This is a genomic window from Agrobacterium sp. M50-1 (assembly GCF_049843495.1).
In the GTDB taxonomy this organism is placed as follows: domain Bacteria; phylum Pseudomonadota; class Alphaproteobacteria; order Rhizobiales; family Rhizobiaceae; genus Agrobacterium; species Agrobacterium radiobacter.
In genome coordinates this window covers 258,931-281,682 of the sequence record NZ_JBBHZH010000006.1, presented here as the reverse complement: position 1 = coordinate 281,682, position 22,752 = coordinate 258,931, and the positions used below count along the sequence as shown (strand labels likewise).

Below are 22,752 nucleotides of genomic sequence, written 5' to 3'. Positions count from 1 at the left end.
GAAACCCCGCCGAAACGAAAAGCAAGACCGATCAGAGATCGAGAACCAGACGTTCCGGATCTTCGAGGCTTTCCTTGACGCGAACCAGGAAGGTAACGGCTTCCTTGCCGTCAACGATACGGTGATCGTAGGAGAGCGCGAGATACATCATCGGACGGATGACGACCTGACCGCCGATGGCGACCGGACGCTCCTGGATCTTGTGCATGCCGAGGATGCCCGACTGCGGCGCGTTGAGGATCGGCGAAGACATCAGCGAACCGTAGACACCGCCATTGGTGATGGTGAAGGTGCCGCCCTGCATGTCGGCCATGCCGAGCGAACCGTCGCGCGCCGCCTTGGCGAGGCGACCGAGTTCCTTTTCAACGCCCGCGATGGAGAGCTGGTCGGCATCGCGGATAACGGGAACAACGAGACCCTTGTCCGTGCCGACAGCCATGCCGACGTGACAATAGTTCTTGTAGATGATGTCCGTGCCGTCGATTTCAGCGTTGACGGCGGGCAGTTCCTTCAGCGCGTGGGTCACGGCCTTGGTGAAGAAGCCCATGAAGCCGAGCTTGACGCCGTGCTTCTTCTCGAACACGTCCTTGTAGCGGTTGCGCAGGTCCATGACGGCGCTCATGTCCACCTCATTATAGGTGGTGAGCATGGCGGCCGTGTTCTGCGCATCCTTCAGGCGACGGGCGATCGTCTGGCGCAGGCGGGTCATCTTCACGCGCTCTTCGCGAACCTGATCCTGCTCGGCCGAAACCGGGCGAGGTGCAGCGGCCGGAGCCGGAGCGGCGGCAGGCGCCGAAGCACCCTTGGCGACGGCAGCGAGAACGTCGCCCTTCAGAACCTGGCCACGCTTGCCCGAACCGTCGACCTGGTCGGCAGACAGGTTGTTTTCTGCAAGCAGCTTGCCGGCGGCAGGCGCCGGCGGCATGGCGCTGGCAGCCGGAGCAGCGGCGGCAGGTGCCGGCGCTGCTGCGGCAGCAGCAGGCTTTGCCGGTTCGGCAGCGGGTGCGGAGGTCGCAGCGCCGGCAGCACCTTCGGCGATCTGGCCGAGAAGGGCGTCGAGGCCGACGGTTTCGCCGTTCTGCGCAACGATTTCGGTGAGAACGCCCGAGGCAGGCGCCGGGACTTCGACGGTAACCTTGTCGGTTTCGAGTTCAACGAGCGGTTCGTCGGCCTTGACGGTATCGCCGACCTTCTTGAACCAGGTGCCGACGGTCGCTTCGCTGACGGATTCGCCGAGGGTTGGTACGCGGATTTCAGTTGCCATGATCTAGTTCCGTTATTCGGGTGTCTTTTTTGCGGGGCGATGCGGGAGAGTTCTCACTCTCCCAGCGCGTCTTCCAGGAACGCAGCAAGCTGCGCCAGGTGCTTGGACATCAGGCCGGTCGCCGGAGAGGCGGCAGCCGGACGGCCCGTGTAACGGACCTTCTGGTACTTGGCGTCGATATGCGCCAGAACCCATTCGAGGTAAGGATCGATGAACGACCACGCACCCATGTTCTTCGGTTCTTCCTGGCACCAGACCATCTCCGCATTGCGGAAACGGGAAAGCTCGTTGATGAGAGCCTTGGCCGGGAACGGGTAGAGCTGTTCGACACGCAGCAGGTAGATGTCGTCGATACCGCGCTTTTCACGCTCTTCGAGAAGATCGTAATAGACCTTGCCCGTGCACATGACGACGCGGCGGATCTTCGAATCCTTCTGCAGCTTGATCGGACCGTCCTTGATGACTTCAGCATCGTCCCACAGGAGACGGTGGAAGGAGGACTCACCCGCAAGCTCGGCCAGCGAAGACGTCGCACGCTTGTGACGCAGCAGCGACTTCGGCGTCATCAGGATCAGCGGCTTGCGGAAGTCGCGCTTCACCTGACGGCGCAGGATGTGGAAGTAGTTGGCCGGCGTCGTGCAGTTGGCAACCTGCATGTTGTCTTCGGCGCACATCTGCAGCCAGCGCTCCAGACGGGCGGAAGAGTGTTCCGGACCCTGGCCTTCGTAACCATGCGGCAGCAGGCAGACGAGACCGGACATGCGCAGCCACTTGCGTTCACCCGAAGAGATGAACTGGTCGAACACCACCTGCGCGCCGTTGGCGAAGTCGCCGAACTGGGCTTCCCAGAGCGTCAGAGCGTTCGGGCGAGCAAGCGAGTAGCCATATTCGAAACCGAGAACGGCTTCTTCCGAAAGCATCGAGTTGATGACTTCGTAACGGGCCTGCGTCGGCGAAAGATTGGCAAGCGGAATGTAACGCTCTTCGGTTTCCTGATCGTAGAGAACCGAGTGACGCTGCGAGAAGGTGCCGCGTTCGCAATCCTGACCGGAAAGACGGATCTTGTGGCCATCGGCAACGAGCGAACCGAACGCAAGCGCTTCCGCCATTGCCCAGTCGATGCCTTCGCCAGTCTCGATCATCTGCGACCGGTTTTCCATGAAGCGCTGGATCGTGCGGTGGGCGCTGAAGCCTTCCGGAATGGTCGACAGTTTCTTGCCGATTTCCTTCAGCTGCTTCATCGGCACGCCGGTCTTGCCGCGACGCTGCTCATCGGCATTGTCGGCGGCGCGCAGGCCGGACCACTGGCCATCCAGCCAGTCAGCCTTGTTGGGCTTGTAGGACTGGCCTGCCTCGAATTCCTGTTCGAGATGAGCGCGCCAGTCGGCCTTCATCTTCTCGAATTCGCCTTCGTTCATCAGACCTTCCGCGATCAGGCGGTCGGCATAGATGCGCGCGACTGTCTTGTGGCCACGGATGACCTTGTACATCTTCGGCTGCGTGAACGCCGGCTCATCGCCTTCGTTATGGCCAAAGCGGCGGTAGCAGAACATGTCGATGACGACAGGCTTGTGGAACTTCATGCGGTATTCGGTCGCGACCTTGGCCGCATAGGTAACCGCTTCCGGATCGTCACCGTTGACGTGGAAGATCGGCGCCTCGATCATCTTGGCGACGTCGGACGGATAGGGCGACGAGCGCGAGAAGGCCGGGTTCGTCGTAAAACCGATCTGGTTGTTGATGATGAAGTGCATGGTGCCGGCAACGCGGTGGCCGCGCAGGCCGGAAAGGCCGAGAATTTCGGCAACTACGCCCTGACCCGCAAAAGCGGCATCGCCGTGCAGCAGGAGCGGCAGCACCTTGGCGCGTTCGGAAAGCGGAATGATGTCGCCGTCCCATGTCTTGGCCAGCTGGTCCTGCTTGGCGCGCGCCTTGCCCATGACAACGGGGTTGACGATTTCAAGGTGCGACGGGTTGGCCGTCAGCGACAGGTGAACCTTGTTGCCGTCGAATTCGCGGTCCGAGGAAGCGCCAAGGTGGTACTTCACGTCACCGGAACCTTCGACGTCGTCAGGCTTGAACGAACCGCCCTTGAACTCGTGGAACACGGCGCGGTGCGGCTTGCCCATGACGTTGGTAAGAACGTTAAGGCGGCCGCGGTGTGCCATGCCGAGCACGACTTCTTCAAGACCGTCCTGGCCGCCGCGCTTGATGATCTGCTCGAGCGCCGGGATCAGCGATTCGCCGCCATCAAGGCCGAAACGCTTGGTGCCCTTGAAACGTACGTCGAGGAACTGCTCGTAACCTTCGGCTTCAACCAGCTTCGACAGAATGGCCTTTTTGCCTTCCGCCGTGAAGGCGACGCCCTTGTCCGGCCCTTCGATGCGCTCCTGGATCCAGCCTTTTTCTTCCGGGCTGGACATGTGCATGAACTCGACGCCGATGGTGGAGCAGTAGGTGCGCTCCAGAATATCGATCATCTCACGCACGGTCGCATATTCGAGGCCGAGAACGTTATCGATGAAAATCTTGCGGTCGTAGTCGCTTTCCTCGAAGCCGTAGGACTTCGGTGACAGCTCGTTGTAATCTTCAACCGCAACGGCAATGCCGAGCGGATCGAGCTTGGCATGCAGGTGGCCGCGCATGCGATAGGCGCGGATCATCATGATGGCGCGAACGCTGTCACGGGTCGCCTGCAGCACTTCAGCTTCGCTGACCGGTTTGCCGGTGTCGGCGCTCTTGGCTTCGGCCTTTGCCTGAACCTTTTTCTCGATGGCCTTTTCGACCGTGGCCCAGTTACCGTCCAGTGCGGATACCAGTTCGCCATTGGCCGGGATCGGCCAGTTGGCGCGCTTCCAGGAGGCGCCCTTGGCCGCCTTCTTCACGTCTTCCGGATTATCGGACAACGCCTTGAAGAAGCTCTGCCACTCCGGCGACACGGAAGAGGGATCCTCTTCGTACCGGGCATAGAGCTGCTCGATATAGGCTGCATTCGCGCCGTCCAGAAACGACGTGATCTGAAACTGCTCGTTCGCTTCTTGCCTTGCCATTGTGTTCTTGCGGACTTATCCGTCCGCCTCCTCGATGCCGTTAGGGCCGTTCGCCGGCCTGCCGCTTTGATTACTGCTGTCTGCCGCCGGGGGCGGTATGCCGTCTGTCTGTCTTCTTGCGGCATCGGGCAGCGAGGCATCAAAGCCGCGCCGCCCGCACCGATGTCATGTGGTCTCAGCCCTTGAGGACTTCAACCAGCGTCTTGCCGAGGCGCGCCGGGGAAGGCGAAACCTTGATGCCAGCCGCTTCCATGGCCGCGATCTTGGATTCCGCATCGCCCTTGCCGCCGGAAACAACAGCGCCGGCGTGGCCCATGGTGCGGCCCTTCGGAGCCGTACGGCCTGCGATGAAGCCGGCCATCGGCTTCTTGCGGCCCTTCTTGGCTTCGTCGATCAGGAACTGTGCCGCATCTTCTTCAGCCGAGCCGCCGATTTCGCCGATCATGATGATCGACTGGGTGGCTTCGTCAGCGAGGAACATTTCCAGCACGTCGATGAACTCGGTGCCCTTGACCGGGTCACCGCCGATGCCGACAGCCGTGGTCTGGCCGAGGCCTTCGTTGGAGGTCTGGAACACGGCCTCATAGGTCAGCGTGCCCGAACGCGAAACGATACCGACCGAACCCTTGCGGAAGATGGAGCCCGGCATGATGCCGATCTTGCATTCTTCCGGCGTTAGGATACCCGGGCAGTTCGGGCCGAGCAGGCGCGACTTGGAACGGTCGAGGCGAGCCTTGACGCGCACCATGTCCATCACCGGAATACCTTCGGTGATGCAGGTGATGAACGGGATCTCGGCCTCGATGGCTTCGATGATGGCGTCCGCAGCACCTGCCGGCGGAACGTAGATCACGGATGCGTCTGCACCGGTCTTTTCCTTGGCTTCGGCAACTGTTGCAAAGATCGGCAGGCTTTCGCCCTTGGAACCGGTCCAGGTTTCGCCACCCTTCTTCGGGTGAATACCACCGACCATCTGCGTGCCGTAATAGGCAAGCGCCTGTTCGGTGTGGAAGGTGCCGGTCTTGCCGGTCAGGCCCTGTACGAGGACCTTGGTGTCTTTATTGACGAGAATCGACATTATATCCGGTCCTTCAAATTAGCCGTTCACCGCTGCGACGATCTTCTTCGCCGCATCGTCGAGATCGTCAGCCGCGGTGATCGCAAGGCCGGACTCGTTGAGGATCTTCTTGCCAAGCTCGACATTCGTGCCTTCGAGGCGCACGACGAGCGGAACCTTGAGACCGACTTCCTTGACGGCTGCGATCACGCCTTCGGCGATGACGTCGCACTTCATGATGCCGCCGAAGATGTTGACGAGGATGCCCTCGACCTTCGGGTCAGCCGTGATGATCTTGAAGGCTGCAGCAACCTTCTCCTTGCCGGCGCCGCCGCCGACGTCACAGAAGTTTGCCGGCTCCTTGCCGTAAAGCTTGATGATGTCCATCGTCGCCATGGCGAGACCGGCACCATTGACCATGCAGCCGATGTTGCCATCGAGCGCAACGTAAGCGAGGTCCCACTTGGAGGCTTCGATTTCCTTGGCGTCTTCTTCGGTCTCGTCGCGCAGCGCCTTGACGTCGTCATGGCGGAACAGCGCGTTGCCATCGAAGGACATCTTGGCGTCGAGAACGCGCAGATGGCCATTTTCCATGACGATCAGCGGGTTGACCTCGAGGAGAGCCATGTCCTTCTCGTTGAAGGCCTTGTAGAGGATCGGGAACAGCGCCTTGGCGTCTTCGGCTGCAACACCATCAAGCTCGAGAGCCGTGGAGATCGCGGCAACATCGGCGTCGCTCACACCCTTTTCCGGGTTGATGGCGATGGTGTGGATCTTCTCGGGCGTGTCGTGGGCGACAGCCTCGATATCCATGCCGCCTTCGGTGGAAACCACGAAAGCGACCTGACCGACGGAACGGTCAACCAGCAGAGAGCAGTAAAGCTCGCGGGCAATGTCCGCACCGTCTTCAATGTAGAGGCGGTTGACCTGCTTGCCGGCGTCGCCCGTCTGCGCCGTTACCAGCGTGTTGCCGAGCATGTCCTTGGCGTGGGAAACGACTTCGTCGATCGACTTTGCCAGGCGAACGCCGCCCTTGGCGTCGGGGCCAAGTTCCTTGAACTTGCCCTTGCCGCGACCGCCGGCGTGAATCTGGCTCTTGACGACGTAAAGCGGGCCGGGAAGCTGCTTTGCGGCAGCTTCGGCTTCTTCGACCTTGAGAATGGCGACGCCTTCAGCAACCGGCGCGCCGTAGCCCTTCAGAAGAGCCTTGGCCTGATATTCGTGAATATTCATGGAATAATCCCTGTTTGGAGCCGCTAGGCTATTACTTCAGCGACGGAGCGATGTTGACGCAGGCTTCGCAAAGACCAGCGACGGCGCCGACGGATTTCTGGAAGGCGGCTTCTTCTTCCTTGTTCAGTTCGATCTCGATGATGCGCTCGATACCGCCGGCGCCGATGATGGTGGGAACGCCGACATACATGTCATCAACGCCATACTGACCCGAGAGGTGGGCAGCGGCGGGCAGGACGCGCTTCTTGTCCTTGAGGTAGGATTCAGCCATTTCGATTGCCGAAGCAGCCGGCGCGTAATAGGCCGAACCGGTCTTCAGGAGGCCGACGATCTCCGCGCCGCCGTCACGGGTGCGCTGGATGATCTGCTCAAGACGCTCAGCCGTCAGCCAGCCCATCTTGACAAGATCGGTCAGCGGAATGCCGCCAACCGTGGAATAACGGGCGAGCGGCACCATCGTATCGCCGTGACCGCCGAGAACGAAAGCGGTGACGTCCTGGACCGAAACGTTGAATTCTTCAGCGAGGAACAGGCGGAAACGGGCGCTGTCGAGAACGCCGGCCATGCCGACGACCTTGTTCTTCGGCAGGCCGGAGAACTTCTGCAGCGCCCAGACCATGGCGTCGAGCGGGTTGGTGATGCAGATGACGAAAGCGTTCGGGGCATATTTCTTGATGCCGGCGCCGACCTGTTCCATCACCTTGAGGTTGATGCCGAGAAGATCGTCGCGGCTCATGCCGGGCTTGCGGGCAACACCGGCGGTGACGATGCAGACGTCAGCACCTTCGATGGCGGCGTAATCGGAAGCGCCGGTGAGCTTTGCATTGAAGCCTTCAACCGGGCCGGACTGGGCAATATCCAGACCCTTGCCCTGCGGGATGCCGTCAGCAATGTCGAAGAGGACGATATCGCCCAGTTCCTTCAGGCTGGCGAGATGCGCCAGCGTGCCGCCGATCATGCCAGAACCAATAAGTGCAATCTTTTTGCGAGCCATCGAATGCTTCCTCTTGAGCTTCAATTCAATTTCACCGCGCCAAACCGGCAGCCAAATTGTCGGACTTCGATTAGCCCCATTAGCCAAAATTGGCAACAGATTCTTTTGTGCTGAATGTTTTCAATCGTTTAGATCATTATTTTCTTACGTAAACGTAAGAAAATACGTCACGAAAGTGTCAAACTTTCTGCCGCTTTTCGTGATGAAGCGCCAGATAATCCGCACTGCGCATCTCGAACAGGCGCGAGGCGGTACGATCGAACTCGAAACCTTCGGTTCCCTTGCGTTTACCGAGCAGGTCTTCCGGCATGGCCGCAGCCGAGGCGAAAAGGCGGACGCTGTGATCGTACAGCGCATCTATGAGAATGATAAAACGCTTGGTTTCGTTCCGCTTGTCGGCATTGAGAAGCGGGATATGGTCGATGAAGACCGTATCGAAACGATTGGCTATGGCGAGAAAATCAGAAGCGCCAAGCGGCTTTTCGCAAAGGTCCGAGAAGGAAAAGCGCGCCACGCGGCCGCTGGCGCGCGGCACCAGAATGGAGCGGCCCTTCATGGGTATTTCCGTTGGGGCAACGAGATGACCGCCGGTCATATGCCGCCAGGCCATGTCCATCGCCTGATCCGCCGAGCCATCAAGCGGCGTAACGTAGACCGGCAGGCTTTCCAGCTTCTCCATCCGGTAGTCGGTGGGGCTGTCCAGCGTCACCACGTCAACATATTTCTTCAGCAGATCGACGAAGGGCAGGAAAAGGCCCCGATTGAGACCATCCTTGTAGAGGTTGTCGGGCACGACGTTCGAGGTCGTCACCAATGTGCAGCCATTGGCGAAGAGTTCGCTGAACAGCCGGGCGAGGATCATCGCATCGGCAATATCCGTGACTGTGAATTCATCGAAGCATAAAAGCTCCGCTTCCGCCAGAAGCTCCGCCGCGACGGGGGGAATGGGATCGGCCTGTTTGGTTTCGCCATTCTTCAGCTTCTGCCGATGCGCGTGCACACGATTATGCACATCCGCCATGAATTCATGAAAATGGCACCGCCGTTTGGAAGAGACGGGCGCCATCTCGTAGAACATGTCCATCAGCATCGTCTTGCCACGGCCGACGCTGCCATAGACATACAATCCCTTGACGGAGGCGGTAGGCCCGGACTTGCGCGCAAACATCCAGCCGAGCGCGCTCTTTTTCTTGGCGGGCTTACGTGCCTTCAGATCGGCAAGAATACGGTCAAGATGCGCCGCCACGCCTAGCTGGGCGGCATCGGCCTGCAAGGTGCCAGCTGCCGTCAATGCGTTGAGCTGTTCAACGACACTATGATTGTAATCAGGCAAAGGCTTCATGGACAAACGCCTCGGACGCGGGCGCACAAAGGCACCCGCGACGAATGAACAGGCTTAGAGCGAAAAGAGCGTTCCGGCTTCACCGGAAAAACTCATCGGCTGAGGCTGAGCGGCTGGCCGCTATTGGTCGTGCCGTCAAAGCGCGCATCGGCGCTCTTGTAGACGCGGCCGATCGTGTCACCCGAACGGTTCTTGAAGAGAACCATCTTGCCGGACACTTCCCAGGACCCCATCGCCGTCAACTCGCCCGCACAACCGCGCGTGCCGCCACGCGAGCCGCTGCCGAGATTGGTGAGCGTCAGGAACATGTCGCAATTGGCGCCGCCATTGGAAACGCGCCAGTTGCCGACCATGGATTCCTTGGTAACGTCAAGTGCGGCTGCCGGCGGGGCGGCGGAAGCAACATTGGTTCCGCCAGGGGCCGCCGAGGCCGGTGCCGAAGGGAACTGGCTGCCGGTGGCGCCACCGGGCGGCGGCAGGGCGCCGGACTGGACGGAGGGCACCGGCTGCGCCTGCAAAGGCGGCGTATAACCGGGATTGTTGCTGGTGTTGTTGTTGTAATCGTAGGAGGTACGTTGGCAACCGGCGAGAGTCATCACAACCGCAAGGCCCGTCACCACATATCTGAATTGCATATCAAGCTCCCGATTCTCTCGCTTCCGGAAAGATCATGATCAAACAAGAAGGCTGAATTATTACCAAAGCCTTATCTTGCGCAAGCGATGGCCGGGATAATTACCATTTCGGTCGATTTTTACCGAATTTTCCCACGCCGGGTTGTAAAAAGGGCCACGGTCGAGACCGCGGCCCGCTAGATTTTCTGTCGTCAGCGAATCGCCTTTAAACGCGGCGCTCGACCATCATCTTCTTGATTTCCGCGATCGCCTTGGCCGGGTTCAAGCCCTTCGGGCAGGCCTGCGCGCAGTTCATGATGGTGTGGCAGCGGTAAAGGCGGAACGGATCCTCGAGATTGTCCAGACGCTCGCCGGTTGCCTCATCACGGCTGTCGATCAACCAGCGATAGGCCTGCAGCAGAACGGCCGGACCAAGATAACGGTCGCCATTCCACCAGTAGCTGGGACAGGAAGTGGAGCAGCAGGCGCAGAGAATGCACTCATAAAGACCGTCCAGCTTCAGGCGGTCCTCATGGCTCTGCTTCCACTCCTTGGCGGGCGTCGGCGAAACCGTCTTCAGCCAGGGCTCGATGGAGCGATGCTGGGCGTAGAAGTTCGACAGATCGGGAACGAGGTCCTTCACGACAGGCATGTGCGGCAGCGGATAAACCTTCACCGTGCCGTTAATCTCTTCCATGCCCTTGGTGCAGGCGAGCGTATTGGTGCCATCGATGTTCATCGCGCAGGAGCCGCAGATGCCTTCGCGGCAGGAGCGGCGCAGCGTCAGCGTCGGGTCGATGTTGTTCTTGATGTAGAGAAGCGCATCGAGAACCATCGGCCCGCAATCGTCGACATCGATATAATAGGTGTCGATGCGCGGGTTCTGGCCGTCATCCGGGTTCCAGCGATAGATGCGGTATTCGCGCACATTCTTGGCCCCGTCCGGCTTCGGCCAGACCTTGCCTTCGCTGATCTGGGAATTCTTGGGGAGAGCGAGTTCAACCATGATAAAATCCTAGTATGCCGACAGGAATTCGGACTTCACATAACCCTTGCAACCACCGAACAGCGCGTCGCTGGCTCGCACATAAGCGACCGAGCCTTCGCGCTTTATGACCTCGGCTTTTGTGCCAGGTCTGGCGACGCATTCCAAATTCTGCGCCGTAACCGGATTACCAACCGAGATACGGGCATTCATCGCTGCTTTGGCGGTTTTCCAGACGCCGACGTCGTTGAAAACCGCAGCAGTATTCCCACCGGGAGCACGCAACTTGTAGCGCTCAGCAGCCACCGCAGGTGCGGCAGCCGCTAGAACACCAATCAAAAAAACAAGACCGATGCGCTTTCCCATGATCAATATACTCGCGCCTTCGGCTCGATCTTTTTGGGATCGATGCCGTCAGCGATGAGGTCGGTGTGAACAGGGCGATAGTCGAGCTTGACGTCACCTTCCGGGCTGACCCAGGCAAGCGTGTGCTTGCGCCAGTTCACGTCGTCGCGACCGGCGAACGGACCGTCGACGAAATCCTCGCGGGCGTGCGAACCGCGGCTTTCCTTGCGCGCTTCCGCGCCATAGACCGTGGTGATCGCATTGGCCATGAGGTTGTGCAGCTCGAGCGTCTCGACCAGATCGGAGTTCCAGACCATCGAACGGTCGGTGACCTTGACGTCAGGCAGTTCCTTCCAGATGGCGGAAAGACGCTGGCAACCGCTTTCCAGCGACTCCTGCGTGCGGAACACGGCCGCGTCGTCCTGCATGGCGCGCTGCATCTTGTCGCGCAGCACCGCCGTCGGCGTCGAGCCATTGGCATAACGCAGGCCGTTGAAGCGCTCCATGATCTTGTCGCAGGCAGCCGTATCGAGAGCGGGAACAGCCTCGCCACGATTGATGACCTGAGCGGCGCGGATCGCGGCGGCGCGGCCGAAGACCACGAGGTCGATCAGAGAGTTGGAGCCGAGGCGGTTGGCGCCGTGAACCGAGGCGCAGCCGGCTTCGCCGACAGCCATCAGGCCGGGCGCGATGCGTTCCGGGTTGTCGGCGTTGGCGTTCAGCACTTCACCCCAATAGTTGGTCGGAATGCCGCCCATATTGTAGTGAACGGTCGGCAGAACCGGGATCGGCTCGCGCGTCACATCGACGCCGGCGAAAATCTTGGCGCTTTCGGAAATGCCCGGAAGACGCTCGTGCAGGATCGCCGGATCGAGGTGGTCGAGATGCAGGAAGATGTGATCCTTGTTCTTGCCGACGCCGCGGCCTTCACGGATTTCCATCGTCATGCAGCGCGAGACAACGTCACGCGAGGCAAGGTCTTTTGCCGAAGGCGCATAACGCTCCATGAAGCGCTCGCCTTCGGAGTTGACGAGATAACCGCCTTCGCCGCGCGCGCCTTCGGTAATGAGGCAGCCTGCGCCATAAATGCCGGTGGGGTGGAACTGCACGAATTCCATGTCCTGAAGCGGCAGGCCGGCACGGGCAATCATGCCGCCGCCGTCGCCGGTGCAGGTGTGGGCGGATGTCGCCGAGAAATAGGCGCGGCCGTAACCACCGGTCGCCAGAACCACCATCTTGGCGGCAAAGCGATGGATCGTGCCGTCATCGAGGTTCCAGGCGACAACGCCGGTGCAGCGGCCATCCGGAGACATGATGAGGTCGAGCGCGAAATATTCGATGAAGAATTCCGCATTGTTGCGCAGCGACTGACCGTAAAGCGTGTGCAGAATGGCGTGGCCGGTACGGTCAGCAGCGGCGCAGGTGCGCTGCACCGGCGGGCCTTCACCGTAATTCTGCATATGGCCACCGAAGGGGCGCTGGTAGATCTTGCCTTCTTCGTTACGCGAGAAAGGCACGCCGTAATGCTCAAGCTCATAGACCGCCTTCGGCGCTTCCATGGCGAGATATTGCATCGCATCAACGTCACCCAGCCAGTCGGAGCCCTTTACGGTGTCGTAAAGGTGCCACTGCCAACAGTCGGGCGTCATGTTGGTGAGCGAGGCGGCGATGCCGCCCTGCGCGGCAACCGTGTGGGAGCGCGTCGGGAAAACCTTGGTGATGCAGGCCGTGCGGAAACCCTGTTCCGCCATGCCGAGCGTTGCGCGCAGACCCGCGCCACCGGCGCCCACCACGATCACGTCATAGGAGTGATCGACATAGGTGTAGGCCTTGCCATTCTGGGAAGGTGAACTGATCGATGCCATGGCGGACTTATCCTGCGAATGCGATTTTCAGAATGGCGAAGATGGAAAGACCGCCAATCAAAATCGCGAAAAACATATTGAGCATCAGAAGAACGAGCTTCGAAACCTCGGCGTGAACGTAGTCTTCGATGATGACCTGCATGCCGAGCTTCATGTGAATGAGGCCGGAGACCAGCACCAGAGCCATGATGACCGCGACGAGCGGGTTCGACAGCGCCGCGACGACTTCCGGATAGGGCGCGCCGGCATATTTAATGAGAAAGACCACAAAGAAGAGGAGCAGCGGAACGTTGGCGACCGCAGTCACGCGCTGACGCCAGAAATGGTCGGTGCCTTCCTTGGCGGAGCCGAGGCCGCGGACCTTTCCGAGAGGTGTACGCATATCCATGAAAAATCTCCTCAGCGCACGATCAGGGCGATGACCCAGATCAGCGCGGTCAGACAGATCGACGCCACCCAAGAGGCCTTCGCCAGCTTGGTGGTAAAGTGCTTTTCGAAGCCGTAGCCCAGATCCCACATGAAGTGGCGAAGGCCGCCCAGCATGTGGTGGACAAGAGCCCAGGTATATCCGATCAGGATGAGCCTGCCGATGATCGTGCCCATCGCCCAGTTGACCCAGTCGTAATAGGCCGGACCCGAGGCGATTGCGATCAGCCACCAGGCGACCAGAAGCGTTCCGAAATAAAGCGCGCCGCCCGTGATGCGGTGCACGATGGAAGCAACCATCGTCGGAATCGGCTTGTAAATTTGAAGATGCGGCGACAGAGGCCGGTTATTAGTCGCATTCGCCATCAGAACCTCGCGGCGTTTTCCCGTGCGCCCACCAGACAGGACGCCCCCAAGCAACAGCACATGACGAAAGAATGTGCATTGCACCAACCGCGACGTTTAATCACATGGGAGCATCACCACAAGCACATTTCATGGCCGATTTCAATTTAATCGATTGGTTCACGAATTTTTTTTGGAATTTTTTTGCGTCAAAATAAAAAATCGAGCGTTTCCAAGATTTACGCCCTCAAAATATTTACCTTTACGTAATTCGGGAATCGTGTAATTTACCTTTTGTTAATGAGGAAAATCCGGAGAATGAGGCTCATGTTACAGCGCCGAATCGCCGCTTTGACCATGATGGTCGCAGGCGTCATTTTCACAGTAATGCCTCCGGCGGCGGCAGACGATTATTATGGCCACCGTGATTATCAGCATCACTATCAACATCGTCAATCGCAGGTGAGCTTCTCAACGGACGGGCTGCCGTCCACTCTCTCAGGTGGCACTTATGTGGGCGCGATATCGGCGCTACGCGTTCGCGGCAATGGCAATTATTTCGCGATTGGCGGCGGGCTTTCACGGAAAGGCGCAACGCTCACAAGAGGCTCGCAGCTTGCGCCAAAGGCGAAAATCATCAATGTCCGCGCTGAAACCGCTGATGACGCCTGCGCCTATGAACATGGCGTCTGCATCATCCGGCCCTAAAGCATTTCCGGCAAAAGCATGAAGCGGTTTTACTGCAAATTTGCGCTGCGCTGATCAGATAAAACGCCAGACGGTGGTCTTCTTCACTTCGCTGTCTTCCAGCGCCCGCGTCACCGGCACCTGATAGGTCGCCTCCGCGCGGAGCCGCTCTTTGGGCAAATAGGCCCGCCCCGGATCGCCGACGAGCACGCTCACGCCCTTTTCCGTCAGTTCCAGAAACCACGGCACGAGAAGATCGGCAAAGGCGCGATCGTAAAACACGTCGCCGGCCAGCAAAACATCCGCAGCGACCGGCTTCCCGACCAGATCAAGTCCGGTGAAGGCAACGTCCACCTCATTGAGAGCCGCATTCAGCCGAATGGCCGTCTCTGTCCACGGATCGATATCGGCCGCCAGAACCGCGCTGGCGCCCGCCTTTGCCGCAGCGATGGCGACCAGGCCGGAACCGCTGGCGAAATCCAGCACGCGCCTACCGGAGACGCTGTCGGGATGATCGAGAACATAGCGGGCAAGCCCCTGCCCGCCGGCCCAGGCGAAAGCCCAGAAGGGCGGGGGCAGGCCGATCGCTTCCAGCTCCTCCTCCGTCTTCAGCCACAGCTCATGAGCCTCCGTGGCAAGATGAAGACGCAATTCCGGCACATGCGGCGGGCGCATGATGCCGGTGTTGTCGAGAATGAAGCGTTCGGGATCGGTCCTCACCGAAGCATCAGTCCGGTGATTTCGGTGGATTGGCGAGGTTGCCCATGCGGCAAACCTCAAGATATTCCTCCTCCGTCACCGGCTGCACGGAAAGCCGCATGGAGGTGACGAGAGACATCTTTTCCAGCTTGGGATTGGCCTTCACATCCTTCAGCGAAACCGGCTGCGGCATATCGCAAACGGCGCGGATATCCACGCAATCCCACTTCAGATCGCCTTCAGCGGTCGAGTCCGGATGCGACAGCGCACAGACTTCGACAATGCCGACGACATCCAGCCCTTCATTGGAGTGGTAGAAGAAACCCTTGTCGCCGATCTTCATGGCCCGCATATTGTTGCGGGCCTGATAGTTGCGCACGCCGGTCCATTCTTCGCCGGCCTCGCCTTTGGCCTTCTGCATTTCCCAGGACCATTTGAACGGCTCGGACTTATAAAGCCAGTAATTCGCCATGTCCGGTCACGCTCCCGGATTGTTGAAGACCCAATTATAGGGCTTCACATCAACGCTTTCGAACAGGCCGGCCTTGGCATAGGGATCGGCATCGGCAAGCGCTTTGGCCGCATCGATATCGGCAGCTTCCACGATGACGAGGCTGCCATTCGGCTTGCCTTCGGCATCGAGAAACGGACCGGCGATCTTCAACGTGCCCTCGGCATTCAGCCTGTTCAGATGTTCCAGATGCGCCGGGCGCGTCTCCATGCGCACATTCAGATGGCCGGGCTTGTCCTTGCAGATAAAGGCAAACAGCATTTTCGTCTCCTCGCTGGAGCATGTCTCCCAAAAGTGTCAGCGGTTTTGGGACCAGGACATGCGTAAAATATTAGTCGACCGCCCCACCCTCATTCGGTGGTGATCGGCCGTGTCATCAATTGTTGCATGGCGCTCGCCACATCCAGATTGCCGTCAATGATGGCGGCCACCGCTTCGGTAACCGGCATGTCGACAGCGTGACTTTCTCCCAGCCGGGCGGCGACGGCAGCCGCAAAAGCGCCCTCCACCAGCCCGCCGGACATATCCTTGCCCTCGCCTCGGCCGAGCGCGATACCGAAACGCAGGTTCCGCGACTGATGGCTTGTGGCGGTCAGCACCAGATCGCCGAGGCCCGAGAGGCCGCGCACCGTATCCGCCTTGCCGCCCATGGCGACGATGAGACGCGACATTTCAGCAAGCCCGCGCGAAATCAGAGCCGCCCGGGCGGAATCGCCAAGGCCCGCGCCTTCGACGATGCCGGCGGCAATGGCAAGAACGTTCTTCAGCGCCCCGCCAAGCTGCACGCCGATGCGGTCGGTGGAGGCATAAAGCCGGAAGGTTCTACCGGAAATCGTGGTCGCCAGCCGTTCGGCGACGGCAGCATCTTCCGCCGCAATCGCCATGGCCGTCGGCAAGCCGCGAGCAATATCGGCCGCGAAGCCCGGACCGGACAGAACCGCAATCGGATGATGCGGCAATTCCGCTTCCAGAAGTTCCGTCAGCAAACGGCCAGAACTGCGGTCGATGCCCTTGGCGCAGGTGACAATGATAGAGTCATTAGCCAGATAAGGACCATAGTGGCGGGCCGCATCGGCATGGGCCTGAGACGGCATGGCAAAGAGCACAATGCTGGCACCGACAAGCACATCGGGCTCGGCAGAAAATTCAAGCGCATCCGGCAGGTCGACACCCGGCAGGGCCGCCTCGTGCACGCGATCACTCCTGAGATCAGCCATCAGGGACGGATCGCGGCCGAGCAGGGTCACATCATGTCGGTTCTCCAGCGCAATGACGACGGCTAGCGCGGTTCCGAAGGCGCCGGCGCCGATGACGACGATTTTTTCCCGCTGCATCAGGCCTTGGCTCCCCTCTTACCGAAACCGATCAATGTCTCCGCGCTGCCATCCAGCGGCCAGCGCGAGCGCGGCGGAATTTCCAGCGGATCGGATGCTCGGCCGTCCGCCATTCGCTCCAGTCCGGCCCAGGCGATCATCGCAGCATTGTCAGTGCAGAGCCGGTGCGGCGGCGCGACAAAGCGAAAGCCATTGATATCGCAAAGCGACTGCAGGGTCTGGCGGATTTCCTTGTTGGCGGCGACACCGCCAGCCACAACCAGCGCAGGCTGGGTCTCAAGCTGTGGAAACTCCTGCCGGAAACGCGCAAGGCCACGGCCGATGCGATCCTTGAGAGTGCGCGACACCGCATTCTGGAAGGAGGCGCAGATATCGGCAATATCCTGCTCCGAAAGCGGCGCGATGGCGGTCGCCGCCTGCCGCACCGCCGTCTTCAGGCCGGAAAAGGAAAAATCGAGCCTGGTCTCGCCAACCATCGGACGTGGAAGCGGAAAGCGGTTCGGATCGCCCTTCGCCGCCGCCTTCTCGACCGCAGGACCGCCGGGATAGGGCAGGCCCAGAAGTTTCGCGGTCTTGTCAAAGGCTTCACCCAGCGCGTCATCGATGGTGGTGCCCCAGCGCTCATATTCGCCAACGCCACGCACCAGCACCAGCTGTGTATGGCCGCCGGAAACCAGCAGCATCAGATAGGGAAAAGACAAACCGTCGGTGAGGCGCGCCGTCAGCGCGTGGCCCTCCAGATGGTTGATGGCGTAAAGCGGCTTGCCGGCCGCCTTGGCGATGGCCTTGCCCGTCATCAGCCCCACCAGCAGACCACCGATCAGGCCGGGACCGGAGGTGGCGGCGATGGCGTCGACATCGGCAAGGGTCACGCCTGCCTGCTCCAGCGCTTCCTCCACCAGCGTATCAAGCGCCTCGACATGGGCGCGCGCGGCAATTTCCGGCACCACGCCGCCATAGGCGCTGTGTTCCTCCAGCTGCGACAAAACGACATCGGACACGATCTCGCCGCGCCCGTCCGCATGCCGAACCACAATGGATGCAGCGGTTTCGTCACAGCTTGTCTCTATGCCGAGGATACGAAGAAAGGGGGTCATCAAATCTGTTCGTTCATTGCGATCATGCGCTGAGTTGGTCTAAGACAACTCCGGTAACAATGGATAGACGCGGATGCAAACAAAACCTTTCCGAATCGGCACGCGCGGCAGCCCGCTGGCGCTCGCGCAGGCTTACGAGACGCGCAACCGGCTGATGGCGGCGCATGGTCTGCCGGAAGACATGTTCGAAATCGTCGTGCTATCCACCAAGGGCGACCGGATAACTGATCGCGCTTTGTCGGAAATCGGCGGTAAGGGCCTGTTTACCGAGGAGCTGGAAAGCCAGCTTCTGTCCGGCGAACTCGATATGGCCGTGCATTCCTCCAAGGACATGCCGACCCTTTTACCCGAAGGCCTCTATCTGTCCGCCTTCCTGCCGCGGGAAGACGTGCGTGATGCCTTCATCGGCCGCACCGCGCCGAAGCTGCTGGAGCTGCCGCAGGGCGCCGTGGTCGGCTCCGCATCCCTGCGCCGCCAGGCGCTGATCCGCCGCCTGCGACCGGATTTGAGCGTCATCATCTTTCGCGGTCAGGTCGATACGCGTCTGCGCAAGCTCGAAGAAGGCCAGGCGGATGCGACGCTGCTTGCCTTTGCCGGCCTGAAGCGGCTCGGCAAGGACAATGTTCCGACGGAGATTCTCGACCCGAAGGAGTTCCCCCCTGCTCCGGCGCAGGGCGCAATCGGTGTGGAGAGCCGCATCGGTGACACCCGCATGGACGAGCTGCTTGCCCCCATAAACGACAGGCCCACTTATGATGCGGTGACCTGCGAGCGCGCCTTCCTGGCCGCACTCGACGGCTCCTGTCGCACGCCGATTGCCGGTTACGCCACCTGCAAGGGCGAAGAACTCTATTTTTCCGGCTTGATCCTCACCCCGGATGGCCAGACGAGCCACAACATAGAAATGTCAGGCAACCGCAAAGATGCGGCAAAGCTTGGCCGACAGGCCGGCGAAGAGGTGCGCGCCAAGGCGGGCAGCAATTTCTTCGAAGGCTGGAACTGAGCCAATGCGGATCGTCGTCACCCGGCCGCAACGTTCGGGCGAAAGGACGGCCGCAAAACTTGAAGCGCTCGGCCACGAGCCGGTGCTTCTGCCGCTGTTTCATCCAGCCCATCATGGCGAGCGCGCCATCTCGGCGCTGTCCGGCCCGCTGGCGGCGATTGCGGTGACCAGTGCCGAGGCATTGCGGGCACTGGAAACATCACGGGGCCGGCTGGCCCCTCATCTGTCAAAACCGCTTTTCGCCGTCGGCGCAACAACGGCGGAAGCGGCAAAAAAAGCCGGCTTCACGCAAATATTCATCGCCTCTGGAGACGCCCTGGGTCTGATTGCTCTGGTAACGGAGCACCGCGCACTCCTTTCCGAAGCACACCCCCTGCTCTATCTCGCCGGCAGGCCCCGTGGCTCCGTCTTCGAGGAGGGCCTTGCCATTGCAGGCATTCCCTTCAGGGTGATCGACTGCTACGAGATGCTGCCCTCGAATATTTCCGAAAGCATGCTCCAGACGGCGCTTGTCGAAAACACTGCCGATGTGGTCCTGCTCTACTCCTCGGAAGCGGCGCGGGCCTTTTTCAGCCATGCATCAAAGCATAGATACGCGGCAGCGCTGGCTGGGACACAATTCATCTGCATCAGCCAAAAGGTGCTTTCTCTGGTTCCGGAAATCTTTCGAGCAGACGCCATCGCCGCCAGAGAACCGAGCGAGGCAGCGATGTTCGAACTTCTGCACCCTAACTCTGGAACCTAATTCGAGCTCGCCTCTTTCCTTTGCCGCCGTCACTGACTAGGTTTAGATTACTGCAGGCAGAAATGAGGTTGTCATGGTATCGGGAAAGCCGCCACGCCACTCCAAGTCCAAAGCCGAACCGGTCACCATCGACCTGGACGCCAAAGACGTGAAAGCAATTTCCGCCGACGTGGACGCTGCCAAGACGGACGAAAAGCCCGGTGATAAAACGCCTGCGGCCACCGCAACGCCGGGTGTTTCGGAAACAAAGCCGGAAGCAGCCACAACGGGCAACCCCGCCCCCGTCTGGGACCAGCCTAAGAAAACCCCCATAGAGCCAGAACCCAATGTCGGCAAAACGGAATCCGTAGCTACGGCTCCGAAGGCTGAGAGCCCAGAAGACAAGCAGAAAGGCCCAGTCTCGCCGTCCCCTGTTCCGCCCAAGGCCGATGAAACACCAATGATGGGCGCCTCCGGAACGAGCGCCACCGCGGCTGCCGCAGCTGCGGCAAAGCCGGCCTTTGGCTCCTCGACGTCCTCCAGCGCATCTGGCGGGGCAACCGCTGCAAAACCATCGGCCACGACCGCATCTTCAGGACCATCCAGGCCATCCACACCACAGCAGGCGGAACGCAAACAGGCGGCGACCTCCGGCCTGATCGCGGCGGGTATCGTCGGCGGCCTTGTGGCGCTCACCGCCGCCGGCAGCATGCAATATGCCGGTATCCTGCCCTCCGTTAATGCAGGCAGGGCCGGAGGCGAGGAGATCGCCGCGCTGAAAACCGACCTGGGCAATCTTCGGCAGCAGCTTGCCAATGCTCCAGCGGCAGACACCTCGGCACTGGAACAGCGCATCGCAACCCTCGAAGGCGCAAAGGGTGAAGCCCCGCAGGTGGATGGGCTTTCTGAAAAAATCACCGCACTGGAATCTGCCCTTCAGGCGGAGCGATCCGCACAGGCCACGGCGACCGCCGAACTGACACGCCGTCTTGCGGATGCGGAAGCCAAGATCAACGAGCCACGCGACGATATCGAAGTCGCCCGCGCCATTGCCTCGGCCGCGCTGAAAGCAGCGATCGATCGCGGCGGGCCGTTCCTCACCGAACTCGATACGCTCTCCAGGGTCACATCAGACGATCCGGCGATCGCATCGCTGCAATCCTTCGCCGCCACCGGCGTACCATCGCGTTCGGAACTGATGCAGAAATTCCCGGATGTCGCCAATGCGATGCTGTCAGCCATCAACCAGCCTGATCCCAATCAGGGCATCATGGAGCGCTTGACCGAAAGCGCCTTTTCGCTGGTGAAGGTGCGCCCGGTCGGCAACATTGAGGGCGAGACCCCCGAGGCCATGATCGCGCGCATGGAAAACAAGCTACGCAATGGCGATCTGCAGGGCGCAGCACTGGAGTGGAACGGCCTTCCCGATGCCGCCAGGACGGTATCCGCTGATTATAAAAAATCTCTGGATGCGCGCATTGAGGTCGAAAATCTGGTGGGCGGCACGTTGAACCGCGCCATCACCAGCACAGGCAGGCAGGGGTGAGCGCATGACCAGAATTCTGACTTTCGCCGTTATCGTTCTGGCTCTCGGTTTCGGTTTCTCCTGGCTGGCCGACAGGCCGGGCGTGCTTTCCATCGTCTGGCAGGGCCAGTTGATCGAAATGAGCCTGATGGTCGCTGCCTCCATCATTGCGGCGCTGGTTGCCGCCGTCATGCTGGTCTGGTGGGTCGTCAACGCCATCTGGACCTCGCCCAATGCCGCCCGCCGGTATTTCCGCGCCCGCAAGCGCGACCGAGGTTATCAGGCGCTGTCCACCGGCCTCATCGCTGCCGGCGCTGGCAACGCCATCCTCGCCCGCAAGATGACGGCCCGCACGCAGGGGCTGCTCAGCGCCGACCAGGAACCGCTGATCCATCTGCTCGATGCGCAGGCCGATCTCATCGAAGGCAAATATGATGAGGCGCGCCGCAAGTTCGAGGCGATGGCCCGTGACCCTGAAACCCGAGAACTCGGCCTTCGCGGCCTTTATATCGAGGCACGCCGGCAGGGCGCCTATGAAGCCGCCCAGCAATATGCCGAGGACGCGGCGGAAAAAGCCCCTTATCTGCCATGGGCGGCACAGGCGACACTGGAAAACCGCTGCCGCAATGGACAATGGGACGATGCCATTCGGCTGCTCGACCAGCAGAAGGCGGCCAGCGTCATCGAACGCGGTGAGGCGGAGCGGCTGAAAGCCGTGCTTCTCACCGCCAAGGCCGGCGAGAAGCTGGAAAGCGACCCGGTCGGCGCGCGCGAGGATGCCAAGCACGCTCTCAAGCTCGCAAAAGGCCTCGTTCCGGCAGCACTGATAGCGGCGAAGTCCTATCTGCGCGAAGACAATCTGCGCAAAGCCGCCACGGTTCTGGAACCCGTCTGGAAGAACGATCCGCATCCGCAGATCGCCGAGCTTTATGTCCGCGCCCGCAGCGGCGACACCGCCATCGACCGGCTGAAACGGGCAGAGCGACTTGAGAGCCTGAAGCCCAACAACATCGAATCCCTGTTTGCCGTGGCGCAGGCAGCGCTCGACGCCAAGGAGTTCGCCAAGGCACGGGCCAAGGCCGAAGCCGCCGCCCGCATTGAGCCGCGCGAAAGCATCTTCCTGCTGATGGCCGACATCGAAGAAGCGGAAACCGGCGATCAGGGCCGTGTGCGCTACTGGATGGCGCAGGCGCTGCGCGCACCGCGTGACCCGGCATGGGTGGCGGATGGTGTCGTTTCGGAAAAATGGCTTCCGGTCTCCCCTGTCACCGGCCGTCTCGACGCCTTCGAATGGAAAGCGCCCTTCGGCCAGCTCGAAGGCCCTGTTGAAGATCTGGCGATCGAAAATGCGATTGCCGCGGCACCCGCAAGAGCCGAACCGGTTGCGAAGACGATCGTCGTCGAAGCCGCGCCCGAGACCCGTGCGGAGCCAAAACCCGCCCCTGCCGCGCCGATCGAGGTAAAGCCGACTGTTTCAGCCCCGAAGGAGAAAAAGCCGGTCACAATCGAAGCGCCGGTGGAAAGCGAAGTGGCGGATGACAAGGCGGAAGCCGTGCCCTTTTTTGGCGGCGCCCCGGATGATCCGGGCGTCAAGAAACCAGGCGCGGAAGCCGAACCCAAGACCCGGCTCAAACTCTTCTGACCAGCAGGCT

The 22,752-nt window shown here is 60.6% G+C and carries 22 protein-coding genes; 5 read left to right on the top strand and 17 right to left on the bottom strand.

Annotated features, from left to right (window positions below; all coding sequences use genetic code 11):
* Positions 1 to 31: 31 nt before the first annotated feature.
* From odhB to sdhC, 12 genes are all read right to left on the bottom strand, one after another.
* Complete coding sequence (gene odhB, locus WDZ78_RS16430) at positions 32 to 1,264, bottom strand: 2-oxoglutarate dehydrogenase complex dihydrolipoyllysine-residue succinyltransferase (RefSeq protein WP_425673604.1); 1,233 nt, start codon at positions 1,262 to 1,264, stop codon at positions 32 to 34.
* Positions 1,265 to 1,317: 53 nt separating this feature from the next.
* Positions 1,318 to 4,314, bottom strand: coding sequence for a 2-oxoglutarate dehydrogenase E1 component (locus WDZ78_RS16425; RefSeq protein WP_020010874.1), 2,997 nt, complete (start codon positions 4,312 to 4,314; stop codon positions 1,318 to 1,320).
* 175 nt (positions 4,315 to 4,489) lie between these two features.
* Complete coding sequence (gene sucD, locus WDZ78_RS16420; protein WP_003504982.1) at positions 4,490 to 5,392, bottom strand: succinate--CoA ligase subunit alpha; 903 nt, start codon at positions 5,390 to 5,392, stop codon at positions 4,490 to 4,492.
* 18 nt (positions 5,393 to 5,410) lie between these two features.
* Positions 5,411 to 6,604, bottom strand: a complete 1,194-nt coding sequence (sucC, locus tag WDZ78_RS16415; protein WP_020010873.1) for an ADP-forming succinate--CoA ligase subunit beta — start codon at positions 6,602 to 6,604, stop codon at positions 5,411 to 5,413.
* A gap of 31 nt (positions 6,605 to 6,635) precedes the next feature.
* Entirely contained in the window at positions 6,636 to 7,598 is a 963-nt protein-coding gene (gene mdh / locus WDZ78_RS16410; protein ID WP_003504984.1) for a malate dehydrogenase, read from the bottom strand.
* A 178-nt stretch (positions 7,599 to 7,776) separates the two neighbouring features.
* Positions 7,777 to 8,940 carry a cell division protein ZapE gene (gene zapE / locus WDZ78_RS16405; protein WP_020010871.1) on the bottom strand — a complete coding sequence of 388 codons (1,164 nt, stop codon included), beginning with the start codon at positions 8,938 to 8,940 and terminating at the stop codon, positions 7,777 to 7,779.
* Between the two features lie 92 nt (positions 8,941 to 9,032).
* Complete coding sequence (locus tag WDZ78_RS16400; RefSeq protein WP_003504986.1) at positions 9,033 to 9,575, bottom strand: protease inhibitor Inh/omp19 family protein; 543 nt, start codon at positions 9,573 to 9,575, stop codon at positions 9,033 to 9,035.
* 205 nt (positions 9,576 to 9,780) lie between these two features.
* A complete protein-coding gene (locus WDZ78_RS16395) occupies positions 9,781 to 10,560 on the bottom strand; it encodes a succinate dehydrogenase iron-sulfur subunit (RefSeq protein WP_003523509.1) in 780 nt (259 codons plus the stop codon).
* 9 nt (positions 10,561 to 10,569) lie between these two features.
* On the bottom strand, positions 10,570 to 10,905 hold the full coding sequence (locus tag WDZ78_RS16390) for a succinate dehydrogenase (protein ID WP_080853028.1): 336 nt from the start codon (positions 10,903 to 10,905) through the stop codon (positions 10,570 to 10,572).
* A 2-nt stretch (positions 10,906 to 10,907) separates the two neighbouring features.
* On the bottom strand, positions 10,908 to 12,749 hold the full coding sequence (sdhA, locus tag WDZ78_RS16385) for a succinate dehydrogenase flavoprotein subunit (protein WP_425673603.1): 1,842 nt from the start codon (positions 12,747 to 12,749) through the stop codon (positions 10,908 to 10,910).
* A 7-nt stretch (positions 12,750 to 12,756) separates the two neighbouring features.
* On the bottom strand, positions 12,757 to 13,137 hold the full coding sequence (gene sdhD, locus WDZ78_RS16380; protein WP_020010869.1) for a succinate dehydrogenase, hydrophobic membrane anchor protein: 381 nt from the start codon (positions 13,135 to 13,137) through the stop codon (positions 12,757 to 12,759).
* Positions 13,138 to 13,148: 11 nt separating this feature from the next.
* Positions 13,149 to 13,541: a succinate dehydrogenase, cytochrome b556 subunit gene (gene sdhC / locus WDZ78_RS16375; RefSeq protein WP_020010868.1), complete on the bottom strand. Its 393-nt coding sequence runs from the start codon at positions 13,539 to 13,541 to the stop codon at positions 13,149 to 13,151.
* A gap of 306 nt (positions 13,542 to 13,847) precedes the next feature.
* Between sdhC and WDZ78_RS16370 the strand changes: the two genes are divergently transcribed.
* On the top strand, positions 13,848 to 14,228 hold the full coding sequence (locus tag WDZ78_RS16370) for a hypothetical protein (protein WP_425673602.1): 381 nt from the start codon (positions 13,848 to 13,850) through the stop codon (positions 14,226 to 14,228).
* A gap of 54 nt (positions 14,229 to 14,282) precedes the next feature.
* Here WDZ78_RS16370 and WDZ78_RS16365 read toward each other — a convergent pair whose 3' ends face one another.
* The 5 genes from WDZ78_RS16365 to tsaD form a co-directional block, all read right to left on the bottom strand.
* The gene (locus WDZ78_RS16365; protein ID WP_425673601.1) at positions 14,283 to 14,927 is read right to left on the bottom strand and encodes a class I SAM-dependent methyltransferase; all 645 of its coding nucleotides are present in this window, start codon (positions 14,925 to 14,927) and stop codon (positions 14,283 to 14,285) included.
* A 7-nt stretch (positions 14,928 to 14,934) separates the two neighbouring features.
* On the bottom strand, positions 14,935 to 15,378 hold the full coding sequence (locus tag WDZ78_RS16360) for an EVE domain-containing protein (RefSeq protein WP_003504993.1): 444 nt from the start codon (positions 15,376 to 15,378) through the stop codon (positions 14,935 to 14,937).
* Between the two features lie 6 nt (positions 15,379 to 15,384).
* Positions 15,385 to 15,678, bottom strand: coding sequence for a YciI-like protein (locus WDZ78_RS16355; protein ID WP_003504994.1), 294 nt, complete (start codon positions 15,676 to 15,678; stop codon positions 15,385 to 15,387).
* Positions 15,679 to 15,767: 89 nt separating this feature from the next.
* Positions 15,768 to 16,751, bottom strand: a complete 984-nt coding sequence (locus WDZ78_RS16350; protein WP_425673600.1) for an NAD(P)H-dependent glycerol-3-phosphate dehydrogenase — start codon at positions 16,749 to 16,751, stop codon at positions 15,768 to 15,770.
* A complete protein-coding gene (tsaD, locus tag WDZ78_RS16345; RefSeq protein ID WP_425673599.1) occupies positions 16,751 to 17,848 on the bottom strand; it encodes a tRNA (adenosine(37)-N6)-threonylcarbamoyltransferase complex transferase subunit TsaD in 1,098 nt (365 codons plus the stop codon). Before tsaD ends, WDZ78_RS16350 begins: the two co-directional genes overlap by 1 nt.
* Positions 17,849 to 17,921: 73 nt before the next feature.
* Here tsaD and hemC point away from each other — a divergent pair, with 73 nt between their 5' ends.
* From hemC to WDZ78_RS16325, 4 genes are all read left to right on the top strand, one after another.
* A complete protein-coding gene (gene hemC, locus WDZ78_RS16340; RefSeq protein ID WP_425673598.1) occupies positions 17,922 to 18,851 on the top strand; it encodes a hydroxymethylbilane synthase in 930 nt (309 codons plus the stop codon).
* A gap of 4 nt (positions 18,852 to 18,855) precedes the next feature.
* Positions 18,856 to 19,596 (top strand): uroporphyrinogen-III synthase, encoded by a 741-nt coding sequence (locus WDZ78_RS16335; protein WP_425673597.1) that lies wholly within the window; start codon positions 18,856 to 18,858, stop codon positions 19,594 to 19,596.
* Positions 19,597 to 19,669: 73 nt separating this feature from the next.
* Positions 19,670 to 21,121, top strand: a complete 1,452-nt coding sequence (locus WDZ78_RS16330) for a COG4223 family protein (protein ID WP_425673596.1) — start codon at positions 19,670 to 19,672, stop codon at positions 21,119 to 21,121.
* A 4-nt stretch (positions 21,122 to 21,125) separates the two neighbouring features.
* Positions 21,126 to 22,742, top strand: coding sequence for a heme biosynthesis protein HemY (locus WDZ78_RS16325; protein WP_425673595.1), 1,617 nt, complete (start codon positions 21,126 to 21,128; stop codon positions 22,740 to 22,742).
* Positions 22,743 to 22,752 lie beyond the last annotated feature (10 nt).

Bases quoted from the DNA above. Each gene is read 5' to 3' on its own strand.
- odhB (WP_425673604.1), bottom strand. From the start codon at position 1,264: ATGGCAACTGAAATCCGCGTACCAACCCTCGGCGAATCCGTCAGCGAA.
- WDZ78_RS16425 (WP_020010874.1), bottom strand. From the start codon at position 4,314: ATGGCAAGGCAAGAAGCGAACGAGCAGTTTCAGATCACGTCGTTTCTG.
- sucD (WP_003504982.1), bottom strand. From the start codon at position 5,392: ATGTCGATTCTCGTCAATAAAGACACCAAGGTCCTCGTACAGGGCCTG.
- sucC (WP_020010873.1), bottom strand. From the start codon at position 6,604: ATGAATATTCACGAATATCAGGCCAAGGCTCTTCTGAAGGGCTACGGC.
- mdh (WP_003504984.1), bottom strand. From the start codon at position 7,598: ATGGCTCGCAAAAAGATTGCACTTATTGGTTCTGGCATGATCGGCGGC.
- zapE (WP_020010871.1), bottom strand. From the start codon at position 8,940: ATGAAGCCTTTGCCTGATTACAATCATAGTGTCGTTGAACAGCTCAAC.
- WDZ78_RS16400 (WP_003504986.1), bottom strand. From the start codon at position 9,575: ATGCAATTCAGATATGTGGTGACGGGCCTTGCGGTTGTGATGACTCTC.
- WDZ78_RS16395 (WP_003523509.1), bottom strand. From the start codon at position 10,560: ATGGTTGAACTCGCTCTCCCCAAGAATTCCCAGATCAGCGAAGGCAAG.
- WDZ78_RS16390 (WP_080853028.1), bottom strand. From the start codon at position 10,905: ATGGGAAAGCGCATCGGTCTTGTTTTTTTGATTGGTGTTCTAGCGGCT.
- sdhA (WP_425673603.1), bottom strand. From the start codon at position 12,749: ATGGCATCGATCAGTTCACCTTCCCAGAATGGCAAGGCCTACACCTAT.
- sdhD (WP_020010869.1), bottom strand. From the start codon at position 13,137: ATGGATATGCGTACACCTCTCGGAAAGGTCCGCGGCCTCGGCTCCGCC.
- sdhC (WP_020010868.1), bottom strand. From the start codon at position 13,541: ATGGCGAATGCGACTAATAACCGGCCTCTGTCGCCGCATCTTCAAATT.
- WDZ78_RS16370 (WP_425673602.1), top strand. From the start codon at position 13,848: ATGTTACAGCGCCGAATCGCCGCTTTGACCATGATGGTCGCAGGCGTC.
- WDZ78_RS16360 (WP_003504993.1), bottom strand. From the start codon at position 15,378: ATGGCGAATTACTGGCTTTATAAGTCCGAGCCGTTCAAATGGTCCTGG.
- WDZ78_RS16355 (WP_003504994.1), bottom strand. From the start codon at position 15,678: ATGCTGTTTGCCTTTATCTGCAAGGACAAGCCCGGCCATCTGAATGTG.
- WDZ78_RS16350 (WP_425673600.1), bottom strand. From the start codon at position 16,751: ATGCAGCGGGAAAAAATCGTCGTCATCGGCGCCGGCGCCTTCGGAACC.
- tsaD (WP_425673599.1), bottom strand. From the start codon at position 17,848: ATGACCCCCTTTCTTCGTATCCTCGGCATAGAGACAAGCTGTGACGAA.
- hemC (WP_425673598.1), top strand. From the start codon at position 17,922: ATGCAAACAAAACCTTTCCGAATCGGCACGCGCGGCAGCCCGCTGGCG.
- WDZ78_RS16335 (WP_425673597.1), top strand. From the start codon at position 18,856: ATGCGGATCGTCGTCACCCGGCCGCAACGTTCGGGCGAAAGGACGGCC.
- WDZ78_RS16330 (WP_425673596.1), top strand. From the start codon at position 19,670: ATGGTATCGGGAAAGCCGCCACGCCACTCCAAGTCCAAAGCCGAACCG.
- WDZ78_RS16325 (WP_425673595.1), top strand. From the start codon at position 21,126: ATGACCAGAATTCTGACTTTCGCCGTTATCGTTCTGGCTCTCGGTTTC.